Source organism: Bacillus sp. 5RYD7K (assembly GCF_059831465.1).
In genome coordinates this window covers 1,292,382-1,315,844 of sequence record NZ_CP191200.1, presented here as the reverse complement: position 1 = coordinate 1,315,844, position 23,463 = coordinate 1,292,382, and the positions used below count along the sequence as shown (strand labels likewise).

Here is a 23,463-nt window from a genome sequence, read left to right as displayed (position 1 = left end):
AAACTATTGTTAAGTTTATCTGAAGGTATTATGTTAAAATAAAGCTTAGCTTAAGTCACGAAAAAGTGAAAGAAAATCCCGTACAAAAAGGAGGACGGCAGATGCAGACTGAAATGGTGCACAACCTTTCTTATGTTAATGGAAATTTACAGGAGTTTATTTCATATTTAGACACTTATTATATCGCACAAAAGCAAGGAGCCGTCATTGCGACGGTCAATCCAGAGATCGGATACGCTGCGGCGAAAGACAAAGGTTATCATCAAGTCATTTCTTCCGCGGATTTCGTCCTGCCGGATGGTATCGGCGTCGTGTTAATGTCACGTTTGACGCAGCACCCGCTGAAATCAAGAATTGCGGGATTCGATGTGTTTCTGTCGCTGCTCGGTCTCGCAAACCGGCAGTCTAAAAAAATATTTTTATACGGAGCTAAGCAAGACGTGCTTGACGCCGTTTTGAATCGGATCAGTAAAGAGTATCCGAATATCGAGGTTGTCGGAGCCAGCAACGGCTATGAAGCCGATAAACGCTTCGTCGCCAAACAGATTTCCCGGGCGAAACCCGATCTCGTGTTTGTCGCCTTAGGATATCCGCATCAGGAGCAATTTATTTATGAATACAAACATCTTTTCCCTCAGGCTGTTTCAATCGGTTTGGGCGGAAGCTTTGATGTGTTCAGCGGAACGGTAAAACGCGCCCCTGAATGGATGATCAAAACAAATCTGGAATGGCTGTACAGACTGGTGACGAATCCGTGGAGATGGAAAAGGATGCTGAACATTCCGAAGTATGCTTTTACCGTTTTGAGAAACAATAAATCAAATAAGAGCCTGTACTCCAAGCAGGCTGAAGATCAAACGAAACAGCTTTAAACAAATAAAACAGCAAAAGAGATTGGTAATCTATGAACTTGCGATCTTTATTCGCCGCTTTCTATTCTATATATCTGTCGGTTCTCGGCGTTTTGTTCAAGCCTGTAAAGCCAAAGAATCATCTGACCCTGCTGGTATCTTTTGAAGAAAATGCGCAGGCTCTCATCCATTCTTACAAGGCGCACGCTGAATCGCTTTCTTATGAAGTGACGGTTCTGTATACGAGACATGCCGTCAGTCTGAAAAAAGAGCTGGAAGGTCTCGGCTCTTTTTATCTGGACGAAAAAAACCCTCTGCATCTTGTGAAGGCCGTTTTCATCCTTTTTAAGAGCAAAGTGGTCATAACAGATAACTATTTTCTCCTGACAAGCGTCTTAAACCGCCGGCCGCAAACGACATGCATTCAAGTATGGCATGCGAACGGCTCTTTGAAAAAGTTCGGCCTTGAGGACGTGACGAACCAAAGCCGGCCGGCATCAGATATCAGCCGCTTTAAAAAAGTGTACCGTTCGTTTGACTTTGTCACCGTCGGTTCAGATGAGATGGCGGACGTTTTTAAAAAGTCGTTCGGTATACGGGATGCCCAGCTGTTAAAAACGGGAGTTCCCCTGACTGACGTCTATTATGAAGAAAACAAGCCGGAACCGGAGCGTAAATGGCCGAAAAAAATCATTCTGTACGCACCGACATTCAGGGATTATGATATGCAATCCTTTCGGCTCCCATTCACCGAAGAGCAGCTCACAAACGAATTAAACGGAGAGTATCTGCTGCTTGTAAAGCTTCACCCTGCCGTTTTGCATCATATTTCAGCTTCGTTTGAAAGCGAATCGATCAAGAACGTATCTGACATGCGTCTTCATGATCTCTTGAAAGCGGCTGATATTTTAATTACGGACTACTCTTCTGTGCCCTTTGAATTCGCGCTCTTAAATAAACCGATTTTCTTTTTCACCTATGATCTGGAGGAATACGATCAAAAACGCGGTTTGATCGACAATTATGCTTCGGTCATTCCCGGAAGAGCTTGTCATGACAGCAAAGCCCTTCTCGAGGAAATGACGAAAAAGCCCTTTCATGCAGAAGAAATGAAGCGGTTCTCGGACAAATGGAATATGTATTCAAATGGGAATTCGAGTGAAGCGTTATTGAAATTTGCGGAAACAAAAATGAAAAATTGCGCTGAAGCACCTGCCTGAATCCGAGGCGGGTGTTTTTTTGCATGAAGAAAGGCTGAAGCAACAGCTTCAGCCTTTTTTTTATACTTTCATATACACAGGAACATCATAGTAAAGCGTGTAGTTGTCCAGCAGTGAGTATAAGCTGTACATGCGGTTTACCTGCTTATACGCCCAGCCGATGTCTGTGGCATACTGATGGGACGCGGCTGGAGACCATCTCATTTTATACAGGGTATCCTGTTCGTATGCGGAGTTGTGAATATATGACGCACCGATAAATTGGGCTCCGCCGATAATCGCGGCTTCCGGAGTAAACCAGCCTTGATTGTATGCGTATTGTGCGCCGTAATAATTCGGGTTGCTGTCATAAGCCCCGATGCCGTACATGTTATACACCTTTTTTCCATTATACGTAATGCCGTTTGCAAGCTCTGACGTGCCATTGCCCGTTTCAAGCAAAGCATGCGAAATCAAATACACTTCATTGATGCTGTATTTTCCGGCGGCTGAAATAAAGGCCTGGCCTTTGCCTGTCAGAATTCCTTTATTGACCAGCACTTTTTGATTCAATTCAGATGCGTTCAATCCCGCTGTCTGAGAGAGCTTCAGAAATTGAAAATAATACTTGCTGTCTTGTGCGAAGTGATCGGGATTGACGTATTGCTCGACTTCATCACTGCTGGCGTTTCTCCAGCCCATGCTGAGTTTGGCCCAGCCGTTTGTCTGGCCGGTGATGCTGACTTTATCGCCTTTTTTCAATTGCCCGATAATATTGCCTGAGCTGACTTCCGGAGTTGATCGGACGTTCAGGACGTCGGCTGTGACCGTCCCGGAAGCCGTATTGATGTAAGTAAGCGACGCGTAAGCCGAGGCATCAGTCTGCGGGCTGACTGTCATTTGTTTTTTGACCATATCTGCAAGCGAGATGTTGTAATTGGTATTCATAATTTGCGGTCCGTTTTTTATTTTCAAAATAGTCATCGTCCATCCGTACAGCTTTTTCAGCTTTTGGGAGGCGGCGTCCGCAGACTGCGCGCCCGTGAATTGATCGCGGAGATGGAGCTCATAAACCGGATGGCTTTCACTCGTATAGCCGGCCTGCAATTGTTTGGCGCTGAAATAGCTCATGCTTTTATTTAAAACGGTTTTACCGGTGAACTTTTCGGTTTTGATGACGTACTGTGAATAGGCGGTTTTCCCCGTCTCCTTTACAGTGCCGGCCGCTTTGTTTTGTTTGAAAAAGGCAGTCACGCGGTCAATGTCTTCCTTCTTAAGCAGCGGGGCCGTTTCAATCCTGAATTGTGTATACGCTGTTTCACCTGTTTTCTGTGAAGAAGCGGATACTTTTCTCCCTTTGAAGAAATCCAGCGTTCGATTGATCTTTGCCGTATCAAGCAGTGATTCAGTTGCGACTTGGTATGTTGTTCCCGTTTGCTTGGCTGCTGTTTTGGAAACGGCACTCAATTTATATCCGGCCAGAAGATTCAATCCTTTTTTGATCTTCGATTGGTCTGCCGTCTGCTGAGAAAGCAGCTGATATTGGTTTTCTGCTGTTTTCCCTGCCGCGGTTCTTGCCGTCTTTACATGCTGCTGGCGGAAAAACGCCTCCGCTTGATCTGCCTGTGCGGCGGTAAGCTGTCCTGCTGTAATCCGGTAAACGGACGCTGACGCTGTCTTTTTGACAGGCGTTGTGTCGCAATGCCATTTTTTCTTTTTAAAGAAGGATTGAACGCTTTGCAGCTGCTGAGCCGTCAGTCCGCTCATCGCTACCGTATAATTATTTTTCGTGCCGGCTTTTTGATAGCTGCCGCTGACGCCTGTATTCTTCTTGATTTGGCTGACGGCATTTTGCACGGCGCTTACTCCGTTAAAATATCCTGACCGCACGTTGTACACGGCAGCTGTTTTGCTTTGGGCATACGTTTGAACATTCCCTTTGATGCCCGTTTTCTGCTGCAGCTGTTTCGCTAAGCCTGCCGCTTTATTAGCATCCGGAATGCCGGAAGCTGTCACGGTGATATTCGGGCTTCCTTTTGTTATCACCTTCAGCGACGATTGTAATCCTGTTTCCTTTTGAAAATCAGTTTGGATTTGAGCAGCTTTTTGATCGCCGGTAATTGTTCCTGATTGGATCTGAAACTGGGCTGTTTCCCGCTTGATCGGGCGGTATGATGCCTTCACGCCCGTCTGCTTCGTCAAATCTTGAGTGAGCGTTTTCGCGTCTGCTTCGGCTGCGATCTCAGAGGTCACGACCTGCATGTACGGCTGCTTCGTTCCCGACTCTTTGACGGCGCCGGTCACGCCTGTTTCTTTCGTCAATTTGGCAAGAAGGTTTTTCGTCTGCTGCCCGTCTGATAGAACTCCTGATGTGACGGTCACGTACGGCTGTTTGCTTCCGCTTGCGCTGTAAGTGCCGGCCACACCCGTCTGCTTCGTAAAATCTTTCAGCACGGTTTTCGCGTCCGTTTCATCGTGTAAGCCTGAAACGGAGATTTGATAAGCAAGCGGCGCATTACCGGCTTTCTTTGCGTCAGCCTGCCACCCCGTATCCTTTTTCAATTTCGCTGCCGCTTGAAGCGCCTCATTCTCAGAAGCGAATTGCTGCTTCGTTTCCAGCTCATAAACGGAATAGTCGCTGTATGAAGCCTGGGCGTGCTGTGTAACGGTGCTAAAGACAAGGAAAACGGCGGACAATAACATAGGTGCAACGAATCTCTTTTTCATTCCTTCTCCTCTTTCTGATTCAATTGGTTTCTATCAAACTAGTTTATTTATCGGCCGGCTTTCTTCATTTTTACAGAGAGAAATCATCCAATTATCCAAATAAAAAAACTTAATCCCATCGCTGGGATTAAGTTTCGGTGATTTATATATGAGAGACGATGATTGTGCATTCTCCGGTTATCGTAAAGTCAGGCATCTGATCCGGCAATATGAAATGCGCGCCTTTTTCAAGTGTTGCGGTCTTGCCTTCACAAGTGATGGAGCCGCTTCCTTCTATGACGCTGCACAGCATAAACGGAGCGTCCTGGGTCATTTCCGCCGTCCCGCTGATATCCCATTTGTAAACAGAAAAATATTCTCCCTGCACAAAGGTTTTGATGGTGATGCCTTTTCTCGTTTCAGTTGATTCATCTAAAAATCCGTCCACATGAGGAACGGTGGCGGCGTTGACGGCATCGCGGATATGCAGCTCACGCGCCTCGCCGTTTTGATCTGTGCGCCCGTAATCATATATCCGGTAAACGGCATCTGAATTCTGCTGTATTTCCAGCACGAGCGCCCCGGCGCAAATGGCATGGATGGTTCCGCTCGGCACATAATAAAAATCGCCGGGTTTGATCTTCACGCGGCGCAGCAGGCCTTCCCAATCACCGCTGTTAATCATGGTGACAAGCTCTGCTTTCGAACGGGCCGTATGACCGTATATAATCTCCGCATTTTCTTTACAATCGATAATATACCAGCACTCAGACTTCCCCGTTTCGCCCAGTCCATGCTCCTCGGCATCATAATCGTCAGGGTGGACTTTGACGGACAGGTGATGTTTGACGTCCAGTATTTTCGTCAGCAGCGGAAAGCGGTCCCCTTCCGTTCCGCCGAATAATTCTCTATGCTGATTCCACAGTTCGATCAGGGTTTTCCCTTGATACGGACCGCTTTTGACCGTGCTCATCCCATGCGGGTGGGCTGATATCGCCCAGCATTCACCGGTTGTTTCTGAAGGTATACTGTATCCGAATCGTTCGCGTAATAACGTGCCGCCCCATATTTTTTCTTTACATACAGGCTGTAAAAAAATCGGCTCTTGCGTCATGTTCGTTCCCCTCCCATTAAAAAGCGGCTCATATCCCATTCCCCCTGTACCTATTTTAAAACACGGAGAGAGCCGCAGTTAAAAACAATATGTATAAATGGCTGACCTGCTCATTATACCATTCGGATGGGGCGGAATGCTCAGTCATTTCCTATTCCAGAATAAAATCCCTTGTTTGTCGCAAATTAAAATAACTGATGAAAGGGGGGAAACATTGTGACGATAAATGCTGAACTCGGACAAAACCTTCAAGCGCTGAAAAAACGGTTCGGCCAAAGCGATGACATGATATTTTATTCATTTACGTACGGAAACGGCAAATGTGACGCCTGTCTAGTGTATATAGACGGACTGACTGAAAATCAATTGCTTGCAGAATATATTATTTCGCCCGTGCAGGCGGCCGCCCGGCATCAAGAGGAACCGGCTGAAACAACGCCGGCATCCATTTCTTTCGGATATCACCACACCCGGCTTTCTTCACTTAAGGATGTTGAGGCAGACATTCTTTCCGGCAAATCGGTTTTGCTGGCGGAGGGATGGAAGGAGGCCCTTTCCTTTGATACGGAAACATTTAAAATGCGGGATGTCGAAGAACCGGCATCAGAAGTACTTGAACGGGGGCCGAGGATAGGCTTTGTAGAAAAGCTTCGGACGAACACGGCGCTTTTGCGTGAGCAGTCCGGTGATCCCAACCTCCAGATCAAGGAACTGACACTCGGCGAACGGACAAAAAAACGGATCGCCGTTGCCTACATTCGGGATATCGCGCCTGATGATGTCGTAAAAGAAGTGATGAAAAGACTGGAGTCCATCACCATTGATGATATTCCGGAATCAGGATCGATCGAACAGCTCATTGAAGATAACACGTATTCCATTTTCCCGACCATTTTGACGACTGAACGGCCTGACCGGGTTATGGGCGCTCTTTTGGAGGGAAGGGTCTCCGTTCTTGTAGACGGAACGCCATTTACCCTTTTGATGCCCGCTACCATTGATGAATTTATCCACTCCCCTGACGATTATAATCAGCGGTGGGTTCCGGTTACCTTTCTCAGGCTGCTTCGGTATTCGTGCATTTTAATCACGATTTATTTACCCGGCCTTTACATCGCGCTCGTTACGTTTCATACCGGGCTTTTGCCGACGAGAATGGCGGTGACGATTGCCGGGAGCAGATTGAATGTTCCGTTTCCCCCTTTTGTTGAAGCGTTTATTATGATTTTTACGATTGAAATGATCAGAGAAGCCGGACTCAGACTGCCGAAGCCGATCGGCCAGACGATCGGCCTGATCGGGGGAGTGGTGATCGGCCAGGCCGCCGTACAGGCGAATATCGTCAGCGCGATGATGGTGATTGTCGTATCCGTTACGGCATTGGCCTCTTTTACGACGCCCTCCTATGTGTTCAATTTCCCGCTGAGGCTCATCCGCATTTTTTCGATGATTTTATCGGCGATTTTAGGTTTATACGGACTGATCATGTGTTATCTGCTCGTCGTCGGCCATCTGATGCGCCTGAAAAGCTTCGGCCAGGATTATATTATTCCGATCATGGCGCAGCCGGGCCAGGACTTAAAGGATACGATTGTCAGGCTGCCGACACCGCTTTTGAAAAAACGGCCGACACGAAAAGAGACAAAAGATAAAATCAGACAAAGGTGATCCCCATGATAAAACCGGAAGACAAGCTGTCTTTTATGCAGACCCTTCTCATGGTAAGCGGAACAATGATCGGAGCGGGCGTGTTAACATTGCCGCGCTCGGCCGCAACAGCGGACAGTCCGAGCGGATGGATCATTATTCTGTTGCAGAGTGTCGTGTTTATCGGCATCGTCCTGCTCTTTATGCCGTTTTTGCAGAAGAACAGCGGGGAAACCATCTATGAGCTGAATCAAAGCATCATGGGCCGCGCTATCGGTTCTCTTTTAAATTTATTCATCAGCTGTTATTTTGTCGTCACCGTCTGTTTTCAAGCCCGGTTTCTCGGTGAAGTCATCAATTACTTTTTATTGAAAAATACGCCGATGGGTGTCGTCATATTCATTTTTCTGGCGGTCGGCATTTACCATGTGACCGGCGGGGTCTATCCCATTTCAAAGCTCTATGCTTATCTCTTTCCGGTTTCGATCGTCATTCTGCTTACACTGCTTATATTCAGCCTGAGACTGTTTAAGCTGGATTTCGTCCGCCCGGTCTTTGATGGGGGCTACAAAAGCTTTTTTGAGCTGTTTCCGCGAACCCTTCTGTATTTTTCGGGGCTTGAAGTGATTCTTTTTCTGGTGCCGTTTATGAAAAACCCGAAGCAGGCGAAAAAGGCGGCTGTCTTCGGCATCGCAGGCGCGAGCTTATTTTACAGCTTTACGCTGCTTATCGTGATCGGCTGTATGTCGGTTGCTGAAGCCAAAACGGTGACGTACCCGACAATTTCCCTGATTCACGCCTTGGAAATCCGCGGTATTTTCATCGAAAGGTTTGATATCTTTCTTTTAATTACGTGGACATGCCAGCAGTTCACCTGTATGCTCGGTTCTTTTAAAGGAGCGCATCTCGGATTCAACACCATTTTCAGGCTGAAAAATAAAAACAATGGCTGGCTGCTCGGGGGATTATTGGCGGTGACATTCGGCCTTTCAATGTACCCCGATGATATCAACAGTGTGTTTGCATTCGCTAATATTCTCGGATATGCGTTTTTTGCCGTCATTATGATTCCTTTTCTCATTTGGTTTGTCAGCTGGATGAAGAAAATAGCGGGGAGGAAACAGACGTCATGACACATTTCATAAAATGGGCGGCGGCGCTTTTCATACTGATCATGCTTTCAGGATGCTGGGACGCGAAGGAAGTCGAAAAACTATCGTTCGCCCGGGGAGTGGCCATAGACGAGACGAGTGACCGCCGATATAAACTTACCTATCAAAACCTGCTGCCCCAAAGTGAAAACAGCCAGGCTTCCGGCCGGCCCGTGTTTGTCAATGTGACGACGCGGGGGGATACCATTCTTGAAGCCGTCAGTGAAGTCTCCTTAAAAGATCCGCCCGTTTACAGCGATCATTTAAAAGTGCTGATATTCAGTGACAAATTGCTGGCCGACCAAAATATACTGCAGATGATGAATCATTTTATCCGTGATGATGAATTAAGGCGGAGCAGCTATCTTTTCGCGGCAAGAGGAAAAGCGTCCGATATTCTGACGGAGCCGACGCCGAATCAGCAGCAGCCCATGGCCGCGGAAAAGCTCATCGACCTCACAAACAACGGCAGCTACAATGGAAAAATTTTAAGGCCGCTCAGAATCGGGAGAGCTTCGATTTACTGCCATAATAAACTCAGCTTTCTCATGCAGGCCGTCAGCAATCAAAAAGGAAAAACGGTGTATGACGGAGCGGCCATCATCAAAAACAAAAAACAAAACAGACTGGCGGGATTCCTGTCATCATACGAAGTACAGAGCCTGAATTGGCTGACGGGAACGATACAGGGCGGCGTGCTGCCCGCTTTGGATAAAGGAGGGCACCCGATTACCTTCGAGATCAAAAAATCAACATCCTCCATCACCCCCCGGCTGAAAAACGGGAAGCTGTCATTTCACGCAGCGGTGAAAACAAAAGGCATCTTGTCGGAGGATCAATATGCCGGCGAGGATTCATTCAATCAGCATTATTTAAACGGGCTCGAAAAGATTTTCGAAAAAAAACTGAAAAGCGATATAAAAGAAGTCATTGATAAGCTTCAGAATCAATATGAAACGGACCCTGTATTCTTTTCTGACAGAGTCCGCATTCAATATCCCGACTATTGGAAGAAAGTGAAGAATCATTGGGATAAGACCTTTTCCGAAGCGGCATTTGACTATGATGTTTCCATTCAGATTGTCAACTTCGGAACGATGGGTCGGTAAGCCTTCAGCGTGTTTTTTCGACACGCAGGAGGATTTGGTAAATCCGGCTTTGTTCGGGCAGCTGTGTTACCGGAAATTGCATCGCCTGCGCCATTCGTGTGATTTCTTGTAAAAACAGCTGCACCCGCTCATCAACATGAACATACGTATAGGACTGCTTTTTCACGTCAAATGTCTCTTCCGGAAAGAGCGTGCGGACCGTCTGCGGCGTAAAAAACCGCAAGTGGGTGCGGTCGAGAATGCCGGCGTCCTTGTATGTCCAGTCACCGAGCAGAAGCGGAAACAGCGCTTCGGCATGAGAAATATTCGGAATGCTGCAAACGATTGATCCGGCAGGCGCCAAATAGGCTGAGTACGTTTCAATGACACGCCAAGGGTCTTTTAAGTGCTCAAGGATGTCTGCAAAAATGATGCAATCAAAAAAGCCTTCCGGATACGGGAGCTTCACTTCTTCGACATCTTCCTGCAGAACCGCTTTATAGTGTCCTTTTGCCGCTTGCGCCGCCAGCGGGTGCAGTTCTATTCCGTACAGTTCACAGGGCTGTCTGTTTTGAAGTTCCAGTCCCGTAGCTCCCGCGCCGCAGCCGACATCAAGTACCCTTTTCGCTTCCCGGGGAACAAGCTCCGCAATTTCCGGTCTAGGGTGGGTAAAGTACGTAAAATCAGTGCCCCATTTTTCCGTAAAACGCTGGCGGTTCTCCACATATAATTGATTGATATTGATATCCTGATTAGCCGTAAACGTCGCGTGCCCGTGATGATGCACAAAGGCATCGAGGGCAATGTGCAGACTGTAGCCTTTTTGCAGGGCGCGCAGACATAGGTCATCATCTTCAAAAGAACCGTATCCGAATTGTTCATCAAACGGGCCGATGTCTTCAATGACGCTTTTTTTCACCAGAAGGCAGAATCCGACAAGGCGGAGCACCCGCTTCGTATTATGCTTTTCCCGGGCGCAATAAGCCTCCGCGAATGACTCCAGTTCATCAAGCGATTGATACGCGTCATGGATCATCTGCGCGCCGCTGACATAGTTGCTGACGGGACCGACCATGCCGTTTTTTTCAGATTGATACAGCACTCTCAGCATGGCGGTGAGCCAATTTTTCGTGACCATCGTATCGTTGTTCAGAAACAGCAGATTGTCCCCCGCCGCCGCTTTGATTCCCTGGTTGCAGCCCTTGGCGAATCCGAGATTTTTCTCATTTAGGATGACTTTGACGTCAGGAAGATTTGATATGTACTCTCTCGTTCCGTCTGATGAACCGTTATCAACGATGATCAGCTCTATCTCTTCTTTGTCGGTGTATTGATCAATGCTGGCCAGACATTTTTTGGTCAGCTCCAGCTCATTATATGTAAGGATAATAATGCTCGTTTTCACCGGCATCCCCGCCTTTATCGTGACTTTATACTAACGTATGACATATTCCTGTCATTTATGTGACCGGGCGCGGGGCGCAGTTTTAAGGGGCCGGTGTATAACCGCCCCCTCTCACACTGGAATTAAGGATGAACTGTCTGCCGATTTGATTCTGATTCCGAGCCTCCGTTACGGCTTCGCAGATCCTGTTCGATTTCTTCAAGGCTTTTCCCTTTCGTCTCGGTCACTTTAAACCAAACGAACAGGAATGCCATTATCCCGATCGCGGCATAAATGATAAATAGATAGCTGATGCCGACGGCCTCCATTAATATCGGATAGGTTAATGAAACAAGCAATGTTCCGGCATGCAGCATCAAAGTCGAGACACCCGTGCCGATACCGCGGACATGCAGCGGGAATAATTCCGGCAGCATAACCCACACGACAGGCCCCCAGCTGATCGCAAACACGATGATAAACAGGCCTAAACAAATGACCGTCGTCCATGATGCAGCTGCTGAATGTTCAAAGAAGAGATTGACCGCGGCCAATACGAGCAGACTGATGACCATGCCCGCATTTCCGGCCAAAAGCAGCGGCTTCCGACCGATCTTATCAATGACTTTGATAGCCGCAAGTGTCATGATGACATTGACGGCGCCGATTCCGACGGTTCCCAGGATAGACGCGGAATTGCCGAACCCGACACTGGTAAATGTTTTCGGGGCGTAATAAATAATGGTATTTGTCCCGATGAATTGCTGTAAAAAGGCTAGCCCGAGACCGGCAATCAGCGCGGGTCTCACCCACGGCTCAAACAATTCTTTCAAACCGCCTTCGTTTTCCTTTTCCGCTTCTTTCATCTGGTCAATCTCGCCATCAATATTCTTCGTTCCCCGCAATGACGAAAGAATTTCTCTTGCTTTATCTTCTTTGCCGATTGTAAACAGCCAGCGCGGGCTTTCCGGCATGAATAATATTCCGATCAGCAGAATGACTGACGGCACGACCGCAAGACCAAGCATCCAGCGCCAAGCGCCTGCATCGGCAAATATATAATTCACGATATACGAAACGAGGATTCCGACTGTAATCATCAGCTGGTTCAGTGATGAAAGCGCCCCCCGTTTATGCTTCGGAGCCAGCTCCGATAAATAGAGCGGAACGATCGTTGTAGATGTTCCGACAGCCAGTCCGAGAATGATCCGGAATAGAACCATCACCTGTGTATTCGGGGCAAAAGCGACCCCTAGCCCGCCAATACAAAACAGCAGCGCCGCTCCCATGATGGCTTTCCGCCTGCCGAACCGATCGGTCAGCTTGCCGGCGAATCCCGAACCGAGAATCGCCCCCGCCAATAACGAACTGACGACGAGGCCTTCCGTAAAGGCGTTCAGCCCCAGCTCTTTTTTCATAAATAAAATAGCCCCGGAAATGACTCCGGTATCATATCCGTATAAAGCGCCGCCGAGAGCGCCGAAAAAATAGAGCCATTTATTCGAGTGTATGCTTTTCATGTGATATAGACTCCCTTTCATCCAACGCTTTATCCGCGCGGAGTTGTTCTACTGCTTCTTTTGCCTGATTACGATCGTTTCAAACCTTCCGTACGGTTAACATCCATTATTTTACTGATTATTTTTTACAACCCGACGAAACATTTTCCGGTTCCTGCCGTCCAATATAATGTGAACCTGATGTAAAAATAACAGTAGATGTTGTCGAAATAGAGAGAAAGATTTGGAATTTTCTCATTTACAGAGTTGCTCCAAGCCAACAATTATGGTACGCTTCACAAAGAATAGAAACGAGAGGTAATGATATGGAAGAACGATCTCAACGCAGAAAAAAGAAAAAACGCCTCAGAAAATGGGTGAAATTTGTACTGGTTTTTGCCGCTTTCTTATTGGTGATCGCCGGTTCCGTCGGCGCCTACGCATTTGTGAAACTGAACAATGCGACCAAGGAAGCGCACGTCAGTCTTGACCGCGGCGACCAGTCCGTGAAACGGATTAAAGAATTTGATCCGAAGAAGGATTCTTTCACCGTATTGCTTTTAGGAATTGACGCCCGTGACAATAAGGGCGAATCAGTGGATGACGCAAGAAGTGACGCCAACGTCCTCGTCACCTTCAACCGGAAAAAGAAAACAGCGACGATGCTCAGCATTCCGCGGGATTCCTATGTCAACATCCCGGGACACGGCTATGACAAATTCGCGCACGCACATGCTTACGGCGGTTATAATTTAACTTATAAAACAGTAGAAAACATGTTTGATATTCCGGTAGATTATGTGGTTGAGAGCAACTTCGACGCGTTCCGCGATGTCGTCAATGAATTGAACGGCGTGACGGTAAATGTAAAAAGCCAGAAAATTGCCGATCGTATTAAAGTCGATACAAAAGGAAAAGTCGTGCTGAAGCCGGGCGTCCAGACGCTTGACGGTGAGCAGGCACTGGCTTATGTAAGAACACGTAAAGCGGACACCGATCTGATGCGCGGACAAAGACAGATGGAAGTGCTGAGCGCCATTATTAAAAAGTCTAAATCGTTAAGCTCGATCCCTTCTTATGACGATATCGTCGACAGCTTAGGGAAAAACTTAAAAATGAACTTATCTCTGAATGACGCCATCGGCCTGTTCCCGTTTATCACATCGCTGAAATCAGTGAATTCTTTACAGCTGACGGGTTCTGACAGCTATATTTACACTCCTCAATACGGCAAAAATATTTATTATTTCAAACTGAATGAGGAGAACCTTCAAGAAGTGAAAACGAAATTAAAAAAGGATTTAAACGAGTAAGATGTCACGGCGGGGTTTCAGAATCCCCGCCGTTTTTCTGTTGAAAAATAGGGCATGAAAGTATAGCCTTTTAATTGACGGCTTTCTGCTGATTTCGCAAAAAGCTGAACATACTACAGGAAGCAGCTTTATTTTTAAGGAGGGCATCCATACATATGAAATTGATAGCCATTGACTTAGACGGCACATTACTGAACTCGGACAGTGTGATTTCTCCGGAAAACAGAGCGGCTTTACAAAGAGCGGATGAAGCGGGCGTTCTTGTGGCCATCTGCACGGGCAGAGCCACTTTTGATGTAAAATCACTCCTGGAAGATTTGGATATTCCGATCATTGCGGCAAACGGCGGGACGGTTCACGACAAAGGATACCGGCTCGTCAGCCGGCTCTTAATGGATCAGCAGGCCGGTAAGGATATCGCCGCTTATTTAACGGGAAAAGACATTTACTTCGAGGTTTATACAGATCATCACCTGCTGTCCCCGTTTGACGGCGAGTCCAAATTGCAGGCAGAACTGGACATTCTGAAAAGCGCCAACCCGAAGGAAGATATTCAGACATTATGGGAGGGCGCAAAGACGCAGTTCAAACAATTCGGCATCAAACCCGTGCAGGATATACAGGCGATTTTTAACGGAGACGAACATATTTACAAGCTTCTTTGTTTCTCTTTTGATATGGAAAAACTGAAAAATGCCAAAGAAGAAATTACACACCATCCGAAATTATCCCAGACTTCTTCCGGAAAACACATCATTGAAATCCTCCCTGCCGGTTCCGGTAAAGGACGGGCCCTGACGGAGCTTGCCTCACTGTACGGAATTGAAAAACAGGATATTTACGCCATCGGCGACAGCCCGAATGATTTCTCCATGTTTGAAGCAGCCGGAAACCGCATTGCCATGGGCAACGCGATTGATGAACTGAAGGAAAAAAGCACGTATATTACAAAAAGCAACGATGAAAACGGCGTTGCCCTTTTCATCAACCGGCTTCTCGACAACGAACAATAAAAAATCCGTCCGTCAAAAGCCAGGTCTTTCACGACCTGGCTTTTTCATGTTTTCTAAAAAAGGAATTTCCAAAATTGAAAATAAATTGTAAAATAAAGAAAAAAGGAGCGTTATTATGTCGAATGCAATCGCTATTATTGGATTTTTGGCTTTTTTCTTCGCACTTGGATACGGAATATTCCATCTCATATGCAAAGCAGCAAAAAAAGAAAAACGTTTTTCAAAAAAGCTGTTTTGGCCCCTTCTTGTCGGCGGGCTGATCTTGCTCCTGACAGGCGCCTCCCTCACAGAGCCGGACGCCGCGGCTGCAAAGGCAGAGCAGAAATACAGCACCCTTGATACGGCCTATCAAAAATTGACGAAGGAACACCTAGCGCTTGAGAAAAAATATGAAAGCATCAGTGCCGCGGCTGAAAAAGAGAAAGCAGAAGCGGAAGCGGGCAATGAGAAAAAACTCAGCGAACTCAGCCAAGAAATAAACGAGCTGAAAAAAACAAACAAATCACTCAAACAAGACAACGAGAAATTAAAAAATTCACAAAAGAAACTCGAAAAGACCGCTAAAACGCTTCAATCAGAAAATAAAACATTAAAGCGGCAAAAAGAAGAAACAAAAACATCCGAGCACACGGAAACGGCGCAAAATACCGCCCCTTCCTCCGGCGGACATGCCGGGACGAAAGCAGCCGACACCTCACAGGGATGCGACATTAAAGGCAGCCGAAACGGCATTTATCACACGCCGGGAAGTACATACTACGATCGGACGACAGATCCAGTGGAAATGTTCTGTTCTGTAGAAGAAGCGGAAGCGGCCGGATTCAGAGCCCCGAAACGGTAAAAGAAAAAGACGTCAGAGACACTCTCTGACGTCTTTTTTTATGGGAGCCGGATGCTGCCCGCATATTTGTCCTTCCAATAAGCGCTTGTGTTCATATTTGTTATGGTTACGCCTGCGGACACAGTGACATGAATCACTTGTCCGTTCCCGATGTAAATGGCCGGATTCAGGCTTTCCGCTTTAAAAAAGACCAGATCGCCGGGCTTCAGATCCTGTTTATCGACCGGAGCGCCCGCCTGCATCTGCTTGTCTGCGTAACGCGGCAGGCTGATTCCTTTCGCTTTTTGATAGACGTATTGAACAAATCCGGCGGTATCAAAGCCGGTTTCCGGTGAAACGCCGCCTTTCAGATAAGAAATTCCGATATGATCAGCCGCTGTTGACACAACGGGATTATCTTTAGAAATAGTCAGGTTGCTGAATCGGCGCACTCCTGTAAAATGCTTTTTCCAATAATCTTCCGCCAAATAAGAAATGGTGACTTTTTCGGAGCGGCTCGCTTGGATGAATCTTCCTTCTCCCGCATAAATGCCCGCATGGGAGATTCCTTTTTTATACGTGTCGCTGAAATAAATCACGTCCCCGGGCTTTATGTCGCTCAATTTGATTTTCTCACCGACCAGCCACTGCTGCTCCGCAGATCTCGGCAGGTAAATGTGAAGCTTGTTTTCGAAAACATATTGGACAAGCCCTGAACAGTCGAAACCCGCTTCAGGCGTGCTTCCGCCGAATACATACGGAATGTCGAGATAACGGGCGGCCTCCTGAACGATCGGATTATCAGCCAGCTCCGGATCTTTTTTAATCCGTCTCGCGCCAAGATATAAATTCATCCAATAACTGCTTTTTTGAAAGCGCGTGATCGTCACGCCTTCTGACGGAGAACTGTGTATCATCTCTCCGTTTCCGATATAAAGACCGTCTTGGACGGGCGTGTTTTTTGTTGAATCCGACTTTTTGAAAAAAACAATATCTCCCGGTAAAAGGTCATTGTCTTTGACGGCAGCTCCGACTTTCCATTGATCACTGACCGTTCTCGGCAGATGGATGTTCTGTCTGCCGAAAAGATAATGGATCAATCCGGACGGATCAAAACCGTCCTCAGGCTCTTCGCCTCCGTAAACATATTTATTTCCGACAAGTTTTTGTGCATCTGAAACAATCAGGACAGAAACTTGAGAATCCGCTTCAGCAATCTCCGTTCTCGTTACTGCAGGTGCCACAAGACAAATCATAAGGCCGGCAAGGATGTACTTCCTCCAGCTTGTGAGCATGTTTTTTGTTCACTCTCCTTATTTTTAGTAGTTTTTACATCGGTAACTTTTAACAAATGTTTAGAGAGCATAAAAAAAGAATGCCCGATATGGGCATTCTTTACTGGATTCGGTGCAAACAATATGCAGGCAAGCGGAATCATGCGCTTATTTTGCGCCCGCTGTGTCCTCCTGCTGAATTTTTTGCATTTCCGTGTCAATTTTTTGTTTTTCCTGATCTGTGAGCTGATCATTGTATTTAAAAGCTGACATAAACATAAATACCATAATGATCGCGGCAAACGGCCATCCGGCTTTAATGATTTTCATTTGTTTTTCCCTCCGCTTTCTTTTTTAAGATATTGCTGTGGTCCACATCAAACGTTAACTTTCCGTCCTTGACGCTCCACTTGAAATTCGATTCTTTCGTCAATTCTCGTATGATTGTTTTATGATTGATGCTGCCTTTTTTAACCGGCGCAGGCGTCGCTTCATGAATGTTCATCGGCGTGACTTCAAAGCGTCCCGTGCCGTTTTTCTGCAAATGATATTGTACAAGCGCCGTGTCTCTCGTTCTTGTCCATCCCTGGTCAAATACGAAGTTGCCCAGGCTGTAGAAAATAACGGTGCCGTGGTACATTTCGATCGGTTCAAGCACATGCGGATGGTGTCCGACGATGATATCCGCTCCTGCATCCGACATTGCTCTTGCCAACTGGCGCTGTCTGTCATTCGGATCATTATCGTATTCCTGTCCCCAGTGTGTTTGAACAATGACAAGATCGGCTTTCTTTTTGGCTTTGGAAATCATCGGAATGAACAGCTCAGGATCGGCCGGAAGCACACCCGGCGCATTTCGTTTAGCTGCAAAGCCTTTTCCGGAAACATCGGTGAATCCCAGTGTTGCGATTTTGATTCCGTTTACATCTTGATATGAAATGTTCTGCTCGGCCTCTTTAAGCGTCAGGCCCGCACCGACAAGTTCAAGGTTCTGCTTTGAAAATTCTTCAACAGTATCCCGCATTCCTTGAGGGCCGTAATCCATCGCATGGTTGTTGGCTGCCGTCAGAACGGTGAAATTCGTGTCCTTTAATACTTTTACGGCATCTTTGTCTGATTGAAGGTGAATATTTTTGTCTGCTTCTTTGTAGTTCTTTTTATATGTAACCGGGTTTTCAAAGTTTCCCGACACATAGTCAGATGCTTCAAAAAATGGCTTTGCGTAGCGGAAGACGCTTTCCGTTCCGTTATGCTTTGTCACTTTCTCCACATTCCGGCCCATCATAATATCTCCGACGAACGAGGCTGATACAAGATCATCGGCATTTCTTTTCACACTCGGCGTCTCCGCCTTCCCTGTCAGGATGCAGATGAACATCAGGCAAAAGACGATCGGCAGTGCGATAAAAACGTGAAGATTGGTTTTCTTTTTCTGCTGTTTGGTCAGCTTCAGCAGTTTCTCTTGAAAGCTTAATTGTTTTTTCATCGTTTGACACACCTTACATTAGATTAAGTAGTAAGCAAACATAATGGCAAAAGTGGCGCCGCTTAAAAACAGCGTGCTGGCAAATGTAATCGTTAATCCCTGTTTCTGAATGGTGTTGGCGATCAGACCCGGTACAATGATACCGATTCCGCGGAATTCTGATATCTCAAACGGTACGATCGGGTAGAGAAAATCCAATGCGATTTTTAAGCAGATTCCCGTAATCAGCATAGCTGCGAATTTTCTGCGTCCGTATAAAATCATAAATCTTGATAAACCGTATTTGACGATCACGTATGTAAGAAGACTCACTAACAATACGAGTAAAATAAAGACCGGCTGGTTAAAAACGAGCCCTAAATAACCCGGTACGACTAACCCGGCAGGTACGATACCTGTTTTTTCCGCAAAAATTAAACTGATTAACACGCCTAAAATAAGTGAGATATATAAATCTGATCCGAACATTTATCCTTTTCCTCCTAGCTAACGAGCTGTTTCACCTTATACTCTTGGATTTTTTCAATTAATGGTTCCGCTGAACCGTGGATGTTGCCGACGCCATATATGACACGGTTTTGCATTCTTGTTTTCAGCACGTCCATGATTTCGTCTGTTGATTTATATTCGAGATCGTGCAGGGTATCGGCAGGAATCTTGCCTTCTTCATAAGCTTTGACGATCGGTTCTGTCGTCTCGCCGATGAGAATGAGTTCCTTCGTTTTAATGTACGGAAGCACATCATTGGCAAACTGAATCGTTCTGTCCACGCGGTCGGCGCGGCAGTTCATGATGACGATTGGTTCATCTGTCGGATAGCCGATTTCCTTTACACGTTTCCATATATTCAAAGTAGAAGATGCATCATTTGCGGCAAAGCCATTTACGAAATGACCGGGCTCCTTTGTGCTGAGCAGCGGCAGAATTCTCATGGCGCCTGGATCAGGCGGCGCATTCAGCATGCCTTTAAACGCCGTTTCTTCATCTATACCAAGAGCCTGGGCAACGCCGAGCGCAAGTGAAGCGTTATCAGGAAAGACCATATATTCGAATTTCCGCAGGTATTCATCAGTAATTTTAGAGTTATCCGCAATAATGACTTCAGTATTTCGCTCTGCGGCTTTTTCTTTAAAGAAATCTGTGTATTCACTGTCTGTAATCACAAGATGGCCGTTATAAGGAATCGTCGCGGTAAAAGCTTCAGCGATTTCATCAAGCGTCGGCCCCATAACGTCCATATGGTCTTCAAGCACATTCACGATGACGCCGATGTTGGCTTGAAGGAGTTCTTCCTGAAAGATAATCTGATAATCCGGGTTTACCGCCATACATTCACTGACAATGGCATTGGCGCCCCGTTCAACGGTTTCCTTCATTACTTCTTTTTGCTCGCCGATATTCGGGCCCTGCGGTTTCCGTTTGATCGGTTTTTCCTCAGGTGTATCCCAATAGATCATCCTTGCATCTGTTCCCGTCGTTTTTCCGACTGTTTTGTAGCCCGCCTCCATCAGTATTCCGGTCGTCAGCCTCGTTACGGTTGACTTTCCGCGGATACCATTAATATTGACGCGTACTGGCAGAGCATCGATATTCTTCTGATGCCGCCTTTTTTCAATGATTCCGATGATTAGTACGGCAGCACAGGCTATAATGAGTAACCACATTGATTTTTGACATCTCCTTCTGTATTGATAAATTCATTCATCAGTATATAGCTTCACTATGAATTCTCAATCGGCATTATGTAACATAATCTTCCCGCTTTCACTGAGCCAAACTTCTCTATTAGTGACGCTATTCTTCCTATTATCGAATTGCTTTTTTTGGGAATCGGCAGGACTTAGAACTTACTTCAATTTTTTTCAGAAAAAATGAATGCGTTTACATTTTCCCTCGTCTATTTATTTGGACTAATAGAACTATCCGCGTTCCGGAAGAAAAAGATGCAATCATAATCCATCTTTTCCGGCCTTTTATACCAGTGTTTTCCGCACTGCGCATACGTTTTCTGACTCTTTGTCCGCTGGATGAAGACTTCCTGTTTTGTTAAGAATAAGGTCTTAAAGTCATTCATTTTTCCCCCGCATCCTGCTTTCAGTCCCATTCCAAAATAACTACCGGGATGTCTTGTACATGACAGAAACAGACGGGTCCGGAGTGTTTACAAGAAATATACATTTTATATGCGGAAAGCCTATCTGCTTTTGTTCCGTTTACAGGCCATTTCTCACTCTTTTGAAATAATTTTAATAAATCTTTAAATTCGTTCAAGAAAAGTTCATCCATAATTGTAGAGTTTATGGAAAAACAGCAAGCAGCAGCAAGAAATTCCTCTAATTTATAAAATGCATAAAAAGGAATGGATACTGATCCCCGCCGGCATCTGAAAGTAAAAATTCGTTTAAAGCTGAATGCACGTGCCTTGGAATATCCGAAAGACAAGCTGAATTCCTATGCGGCTATCGGCAAAATGAACAAACAAGCCCTCAGCCAATCTGAACGTGCGGAGCAAGCATTTCAATTGGGCGTGAGATCTATCCTTCCATAGAGATTGTCCCTGATACCAAAGTTAACTCCGGCCTCTTTTTTTGTTGCCAAGCGAAAATATTCGTGATACTCTTTTTGTGTAAACGGTTACATAAATAGAGGAGGAGTGTTTGTTGGCAACGATTAAAGATGTCGCAGGCGCTGCCGGCGTCTCTGTTGCCACGGTCTCGCGTGTCCTCAATGACAACGGCTACGTGCATGAAGATACAAGAACGAAGGTCATGCTCGCCATGGAGAAACTGAATTATTATCCGAATGAAGTTGCCCGCTCTCTTTATAAAAGAGAATCCAGACTGGTGGGACTTTTGCTTCCGGATATTACGAATCCCTTTTTCCCGCAGCTTGCCCGCGGCGCTGAAGACGAATTGCAGCGGGAGGGGTACCGGCTGATGATCGGCAACAGCGATGAGGAATTGGAAAAAGAACTTGACTATCTGCAGACATTTAAACAAAATCAAGTTGCCGGAATTTTGGCGGCCACCAATTACCCCGATCTTCCCGAATACAGCGGGAGCCTTTACCCGGTCGTATTTCTGGACCGGGCAAAAGAAGGCGCTCCTTCCGTATTCAGTGACGGCCGGGCAGGCGGAAAACGGGCGGCTGAGGAAATGCTACGCGGCAAAAGCACAAGCATCACGCTCGTCCAAGGCCCCGGCCGCCTTCCGACCGCTCAGGAACGTTTTAACGGCGCACGTGACGTGCTGCAAAAAGCGGGCGCGCAGTTCAATGTCATCTCCGCCGCTTCATTTTCCATCAAGGATGCCGCCATTTTAGCGAAAGAATTGTTTGCCGCATTCCCGGAAACTGACGGCGTCATTGCCAGCAACGATATTGCGGCGGCGGCCGTCCTTCATGAGGCGCTGCGGCTCGGTAAAAAAGTTCCCGAGGAGATTCAGATCATCGGATACGACGATATTCCGCAGAGCAGTCTCTTGTTCCCGCCTCTTTCAACCATCCGCCAGCCTGCATATGAGATGGGAAAACGAGCGGCAAGCCTGCTGCTGCAATTAATAAAGAAAGAGCCGCCGAAAGAGACGTCCATTCAAATGCCAGTCACATACATGGAAAGACAAACGACGAGAAAGGATGAGTACAAGTGAGTGAAATTTGTGTTATCGGAAGCTGTTCTATGGATCTTGTCGTCACATCCGAACGGCGTCCGAAAGCGGGAGAAACCGTACTGGGCGCAGACTTTCAAACCGTGCCCGGGGGAAAAGGCGCAAATCAGGCCGTAGCCGCTTCCCGCCTGGGAGCTGACGTATATATAGTAGGGAAAGTAGGCAGTGACAGCTACGGAAAAGCGATTATTGAAAACCTGCAGGCAAACGGTGTCAATACGGACTATATGGAAACGGTTACACACCAAAAAAGCGGAACGGCTCATATTGTGCTCGCAGAAGGAGATAACAGCATCGTCGTCGTAAAAGGCGCAAACGATGACATCTCCCCCGCTGATGCCAAAAGCGCGCTCGCGAAACTTCCCGGCATTGATATCGTGCTGATCCAGCAGGAGATCCCCGAAGAAACCGTTGAAGAAGTGTGCAGCTACTGCCGCGAGCATCAAATTCCGGTGATCCTTAATCCGGCGCCGGCCCGTCCGCTGAAACAATCAACGATTGAGGATGCCGCTTATCTTACGCCGAACGAACATGAAGCATCCATTTTATTTCCTGGCCGGACGAAAGAAGAGGCGCTAGCCGGCTATCCCGGCAAACTGTTCATTACCGAAGGGAAACAAGGCGTGCGGTATTCTGACGGCACTGCAGAGAGACTCGTTCCCGCCTTTCCTGTGGAAGCAGTCGACACGACGGGAGCCGGTGATACTTTTAACGCGGCACTTGCCGTCGCACTTGCGGAAGGACAGGACATCGAACAAGCGCTTCTGTTTGCCAACCGCGCAGCCTCCCTATCCGTGCAGCATTTCGGCGCCCAGGGCGGTATGCCGGACAGAAAAGCAGTCGAGGAGTTGCTGTCATGAAGAAACACGGAATGTTAAACAGCCACATTGACAAAGTATTAGCCGATCTCGGGCATACAGACCTCATTGCGATCGCCGATGCGGGTCTCCCCGTCCCAGACGGTGTCCCTAAAATTGATTTGTCCTTAACGGCGGGCGTTCCCGCCTTTCGGGACGTGACCAGCCTGGTAGCCGGGGAGATGGCAGTCGAAAAGGTGATAGCCGCTTCCGAAATCAAAGACGCAAATCCTGAGAATGCAAGTTTCATAGAAAGCCATTTCTCAGCGCAGACGATCGAGTACATGTCCCACGAGGAATTCAAACGGCTCACACAGAAAGCAAAAGCCGTCATCCGAACGGGTGAAATGACACCATACGCCAACTGCATCCTGCAGGCGGGTGTGATTTTCTAGA

The 23,463-nt window shown here is 46.9% G+C and carries 20 protein-coding genes; 11 read left to right on the top strand and 9 right to left on the bottom strand.

What is annotated here, in order from left to right; translation table 11 throughout:
* The first annotated feature begins 101 nt into the window (after positions 1 to 101).
* The gene (locus ACQE26_RS06645) at positions 102 to 872 is read left to right on the top strand and encodes a WecB/TagA/CpsF family glycosyltransferase (protein WP_064108203.1); all 771 of its coding nucleotides are present in this window, start codon (positions 102 to 104) and stop codon (positions 870 to 872) included.
* Between the two features lie 32 nt (positions 873 to 904).
* Complete coding sequence (locus tag ACQE26_RS06640; protein ID WP_500471044.1) at positions 905 to 2,071, top strand: CDP-glycerol glycerophosphotransferase family protein; 1,167 nt, start codon at positions 905 to 907, stop codon at positions 2,069 to 2,071.
* Between the two features lie 60 nt (positions 2,072 to 2,131).
* Here the strand turns inward: ACQE26_RS06640 and ACQE26_RS06635 are convergent, their stop codons facing one another.
* On the bottom strand, positions 2,132 to 4,777 hold the full coding sequence (locus ACQE26_RS06635; protein ID WP_500471042.1) for an N-acetylglucosaminidase: 2,646 nt from the start codon (positions 4,775 to 4,777) through the stop codon (positions 2,132 to 2,134).
* Positions 4,778 to 4,919: 142 nt separating this feature from the next.
* Positions 4,920 to 5,870 (bottom strand): mannose-6-phosphate isomerase, class I, encoded by a 951-nt coding sequence (gene manA / locus ACQE26_RS06630; RefSeq protein WP_500471041.1) that lies wholly within the window; start codon positions 5,868 to 5,870, stop codon positions 4,920 to 4,922.
* Positions 5,871 to 6,086: 216 nt separating this feature from the next.
* Between manA and gerBA the strand changes: the two genes are divergently transcribed.
* From gerBA to ACQE26_RS06615, 3 genes are read left to right on the top strand one after another with little or no spacing between them, the layout of a single operon-like run.
* Positions 6,087 to 7,538 carry a spore germination protein GerBA gene (gene gerBA, locus ACQE26_RS06625; RefSeq protein WP_500471039.1) on the top strand — a complete coding sequence of 484 codons (1,452 nt, stop codon included), beginning with the start codon at positions 6,087 to 6,089 and terminating at the stop codon, positions 7,536 to 7,538.
* Positions 7,539 to 7,543: 5 nt separating this feature from the next.
* On the top strand, positions 7,544 to 8,650 hold the full coding sequence (locus ACQE26_RS06620; protein WP_060964121.1) for a GerAB/ArcD/ProY family transporter: 1,107 nt from the start codon (positions 7,544 to 7,546) through the stop codon (positions 8,648 to 8,650).
* Positions 8,647 to 9,777: a Ger(x)C family spore germination protein gene (locus ACQE26_RS06615; RefSeq protein WP_500471038.1), complete on the top strand. Its 1,131-nt coding sequence runs from the start codon at positions 8,647 to 8,649 to the stop codon at positions 9,775 to 9,777. Before ACQE26_RS06620 ends, ACQE26_RS06615 begins: the two co-directional genes overlap by 4 nt.
* Positions 9,778 to 9,781: 4 nt before the next feature.
* On the opposite strand, the gene ACQE26_RS06610 is transcribed toward ACQE26_RS06615, so the two are convergent.
* Together ACQE26_RS06610 and ACQE26_RS06605 are read right to left on the bottom strand one after the other, a co-directional pair.
* On the bottom strand, positions 9,782 to 11,167 hold the full coding sequence (locus ACQE26_RS06610) for a glycosyltransferase (protein WP_500471036.1): 1,386 nt from the start codon (positions 11,165 to 11,167) through the stop codon (positions 9,782 to 9,784).
* Between the two features lie 116 nt (positions 11,168 to 11,283).
* A complete protein-coding gene (locus tag ACQE26_RS06605; RefSeq protein WP_500471035.1) occupies positions 11,284 to 12,660 on the bottom strand; it encodes a sugar porter family MFS transporter in 1,377 nt (458 codons plus the stop codon).
* Between the two features lie 305 nt (positions 12,661 to 12,965).
* Here ACQE26_RS06605 and ACQE26_RS06600 point away from each other — a divergent pair, with 305 nt between their 5' ends.
* The 3 genes from ACQE26_RS06600 to ACQE26_RS06590 all read left to right on the top strand — a co-directional run bounded on the left by ACQE26_RS06600 (position 12,966) and on the right by ACQE26_RS06590 (position 15,806).
* On the top strand, positions 12,966 to 13,952 hold the full coding sequence (locus ACQE26_RS06600; protein WP_060964117.1) for an LCP family protein: 987 nt from the start codon (positions 12,966 to 12,968) through the stop codon (positions 13,950 to 13,952).
* Positions 13,953 to 14,107: 155 nt separating this feature from the next.
* Entirely contained in the window at positions 14,108 to 14,965 is an 858-nt protein-coding gene (locus ACQE26_RS06595) for a Cof-type HAD-IIB family hydrolase (RefSeq protein WP_500471034.1), read from the top strand.
* Positions 14,966 to 15,080: 115 nt separating this feature from the next.
* Positions 15,081 to 15,806 carry a sunset domain-containing protein gene (locus tag ACQE26_RS06590; RefSeq protein WP_500471033.1) on the top strand — a complete coding sequence of 242 codons (726 nt, stop codon included), beginning with the start codon at positions 15,081 to 15,083 and terminating at the stop codon, positions 15,804 to 15,806.
* Between the two features lie 38 nt (positions 15,807 to 15,844).
* Here the strand turns inward: ACQE26_RS06590 and ACQE26_RS06585 are convergent, their stop codons facing one another.
* From ACQE26_RS06585 to pgsB, 5 genes are all read right to left on the bottom strand, one after another.
* On the bottom strand, positions 15,845 to 17,080 hold the full coding sequence (locus ACQE26_RS06585; protein WP_500471031.1) for a C40 family peptidase: 1,236 nt from the start codon (positions 17,078 to 17,080) through the stop codon (positions 15,845 to 15,847).
* Positions 17,081 to 17,227: 147 nt separating this feature from the next.
* Entirely contained in the window at positions 17,228 to 17,389 is a 162-nt protein-coding gene (gene edmS, locus ACQE26_RS06580; protein ID WP_003151344.1) for an extrachromosomal elements maintenance protein EdmS, read from the bottom strand.
* On the bottom strand, positions 17,376 to 18,545 hold the full coding sequence (locus ACQE26_RS06575; protein WP_060964114.1) for a CapA family protein: 1,170 nt from the start codon (positions 18,543 to 18,545) through the stop codon (positions 17,376 to 17,378). The genes edmS and ACQE26_RS06575 overlap by 14 nt, the downstream gene beginning before the upstream one ends.
* An 18-nt stretch (positions 18,546 to 18,563) precedes the next feature.
* Positions 18,564 to 19,013: a poly-gamma-glutamate biosynthesis protein PgsC gene (gene pgsC / locus ACQE26_RS06570; protein ID WP_003151340.1), complete on the bottom strand. Its 450-nt coding sequence runs from the start codon at positions 19,011 to 19,013 to the stop codon at positions 18,564 to 18,566.
* A gap of 14 nt (positions 19,014 to 19,027) precedes the next feature.
* Positions 19,028 to 20,209, bottom strand: a complete 1,182-nt coding sequence (gene pgsB / locus ACQE26_RS06565) for a poly-gamma-glutamate synthase PgsB (RefSeq protein ID WP_016937732.1) — start codon at positions 20,207 to 20,209, stop codon at positions 19,028 to 19,030.
* Positions 20,210 to 21,205: 996 nt separating this feature from the next.
* On the opposite strand from pgsB, the gene ACQE26_RS06560 reads away from it, so the two are divergent.
* Genes ACQE26_RS06560 through rbsD form a run of 3 tightly spaced genes read left to right on the top strand, consistent with a single transcriptional unit; the run spans position 21,206 to position 23,462 of the window.
* Positions 21,206 to 22,192 carry a LacI family DNA-binding transcriptional regulator gene (locus tag ACQE26_RS06560; RefSeq protein ID WP_500471029.1) on the top strand — a complete coding sequence of 329 codons (987 nt, stop codon included), beginning with the start codon at positions 21,206 to 21,208 and terminating at the stop codon, positions 22,190 to 22,192.
* The gene (gene rbsK, locus ACQE26_RS06555) at positions 22,189 to 23,070 is read left to right on the top strand and encodes a ribokinase (RefSeq protein ID WP_500471027.1); all 882 of its coding nucleotides are present in this window, start codon (positions 22,189 to 22,191) and stop codon (positions 23,068 to 23,070) included. The genes ACQE26_RS06560 and rbsK overlap by 4 nt, the downstream gene beginning before the upstream one ends.
* On the top strand, positions 23,067 to 23,462 hold the full coding sequence (rbsD, locus tag ACQE26_RS06550; protein ID WP_438420774.1) for a D-ribose pyranase: 396 nt from the start codon (positions 23,067 to 23,069) through the stop codon (positions 23,460 to 23,462). Before rbsK ends, rbsD begins: the two co-directional genes overlap by 4 nt.
* Position 23,463: the final 1 nt, after the last annotated feature.

Excerpts from the sequence above, each read along its gene's own strand:
- ACQE26_RS06645 (WP_064108203.1), top strand. The coding sequence starts at position 102 with ATGCAGACTGAAATGGTGCACAACCTTTCTTATGTTAATGGAAATTTA.
- ACQE26_RS06640 (WP_500471044.1), top strand. The coding sequence starts at position 905 with ATGAACTTGCGATCTTTATTCGCCGCTTTCTATTCTATATATCTGTCG.
- ACQE26_RS06635 (WP_500471042.1), bottom strand. The coding sequence starts at position 4,777 with ATGAAAAAGAGATTCGTTGCACCTATGTTATTGTCCGCCGTTTTCCTT.
- manA (WP_500471041.1), bottom strand. The coding sequence starts at position 5,870 with ATGACGCAAGAGCCGATTTTTTTACAGCCTGTATGTAAAGAAAAAATA.
- ACQE26_RS06620 (WP_060964121.1), top strand. The coding sequence starts at position 7,544 with ATGATAAAACCGGAAGACAAGCTGTCTTTTATGCAGACCCTTCTCATG.
- ACQE26_RS06615 (WP_500471038.1), top strand. The coding sequence starts at position 8,647 with ATGACACATTTCATAAAATGGGCGGCGGCGCTTTTCATACTGATCATG.
- ACQE26_RS06610 (WP_500471036.1), bottom strand. The coding sequence starts at position 11,167 with ATGCCGGTGAAAACGAGCATTATTATCCTTACATATAATGAGCTGGAG.
- ACQE26_RS06605 (WP_500471035.1), bottom strand. The coding sequence starts at position 12,660 with ATGAAAAGCATACACTCGAATAAATGGCTCTATTTTTTCGGCGCTCTC.
- ACQE26_RS06600 (WP_060964117.1), top strand. The coding sequence starts at position 12,966 with ATGGAAGAACGATCTCAACGCAGAAAAAAGAAAAAACGCCTCAGAAAA.
- ACQE26_RS06595 (WP_500471034.1), top strand. The coding sequence starts at position 14,108 with ATGAAATTGATAGCCATTGACTTAGACGGCACATTACTGAACTCGGAC.
- ACQE26_RS06590 (WP_500471033.1), top strand. The coding sequence starts at position 15,081 with ATGTCGAATGCAATCGCTATTATTGGATTTTTGGCTTTTTTCTTCGCA.
- ACQE26_RS06585 (WP_500471031.1), bottom strand. The coding sequence starts at position 17,080 with ATGCTCACAAGCTGGAGGAAGTACATCCTTGCCGGCCTTATGATTTGT.
- edmS (WP_003151344.1), bottom strand. The coding sequence starts at position 17,389 with ATGAAAATCATTAAAGCCGGATGGCCGTTTGCCGCGATCATTATGGTA.
- ACQE26_RS06575 (WP_060964114.1), bottom strand. The coding sequence starts at position 18,545 with ATGAAAAAACAATTAAGCTTTCAAGAGAAACTGCTGAAGCTGACCAAA.
- pgsC (WP_003151340.1), bottom strand. The coding sequence starts at position 19,013 with ATGTTCGGATCAGATTTATATATCTCACTTATTTTAGGCGTGTTAATC.
- pgsB (WP_016937732.1), bottom strand. The coding sequence starts at position 20,209 with ATGTGGTTACTCATTATAGCCTGTGCTGCCGTACTAATCATCGGAATC.
- rbsD (WP_438420774.1), top strand. The coding sequence starts at position 23,067 with ATGAAGAAACACGGAATGTTAAACAGCCACATTGACAAAGTATTAGCC.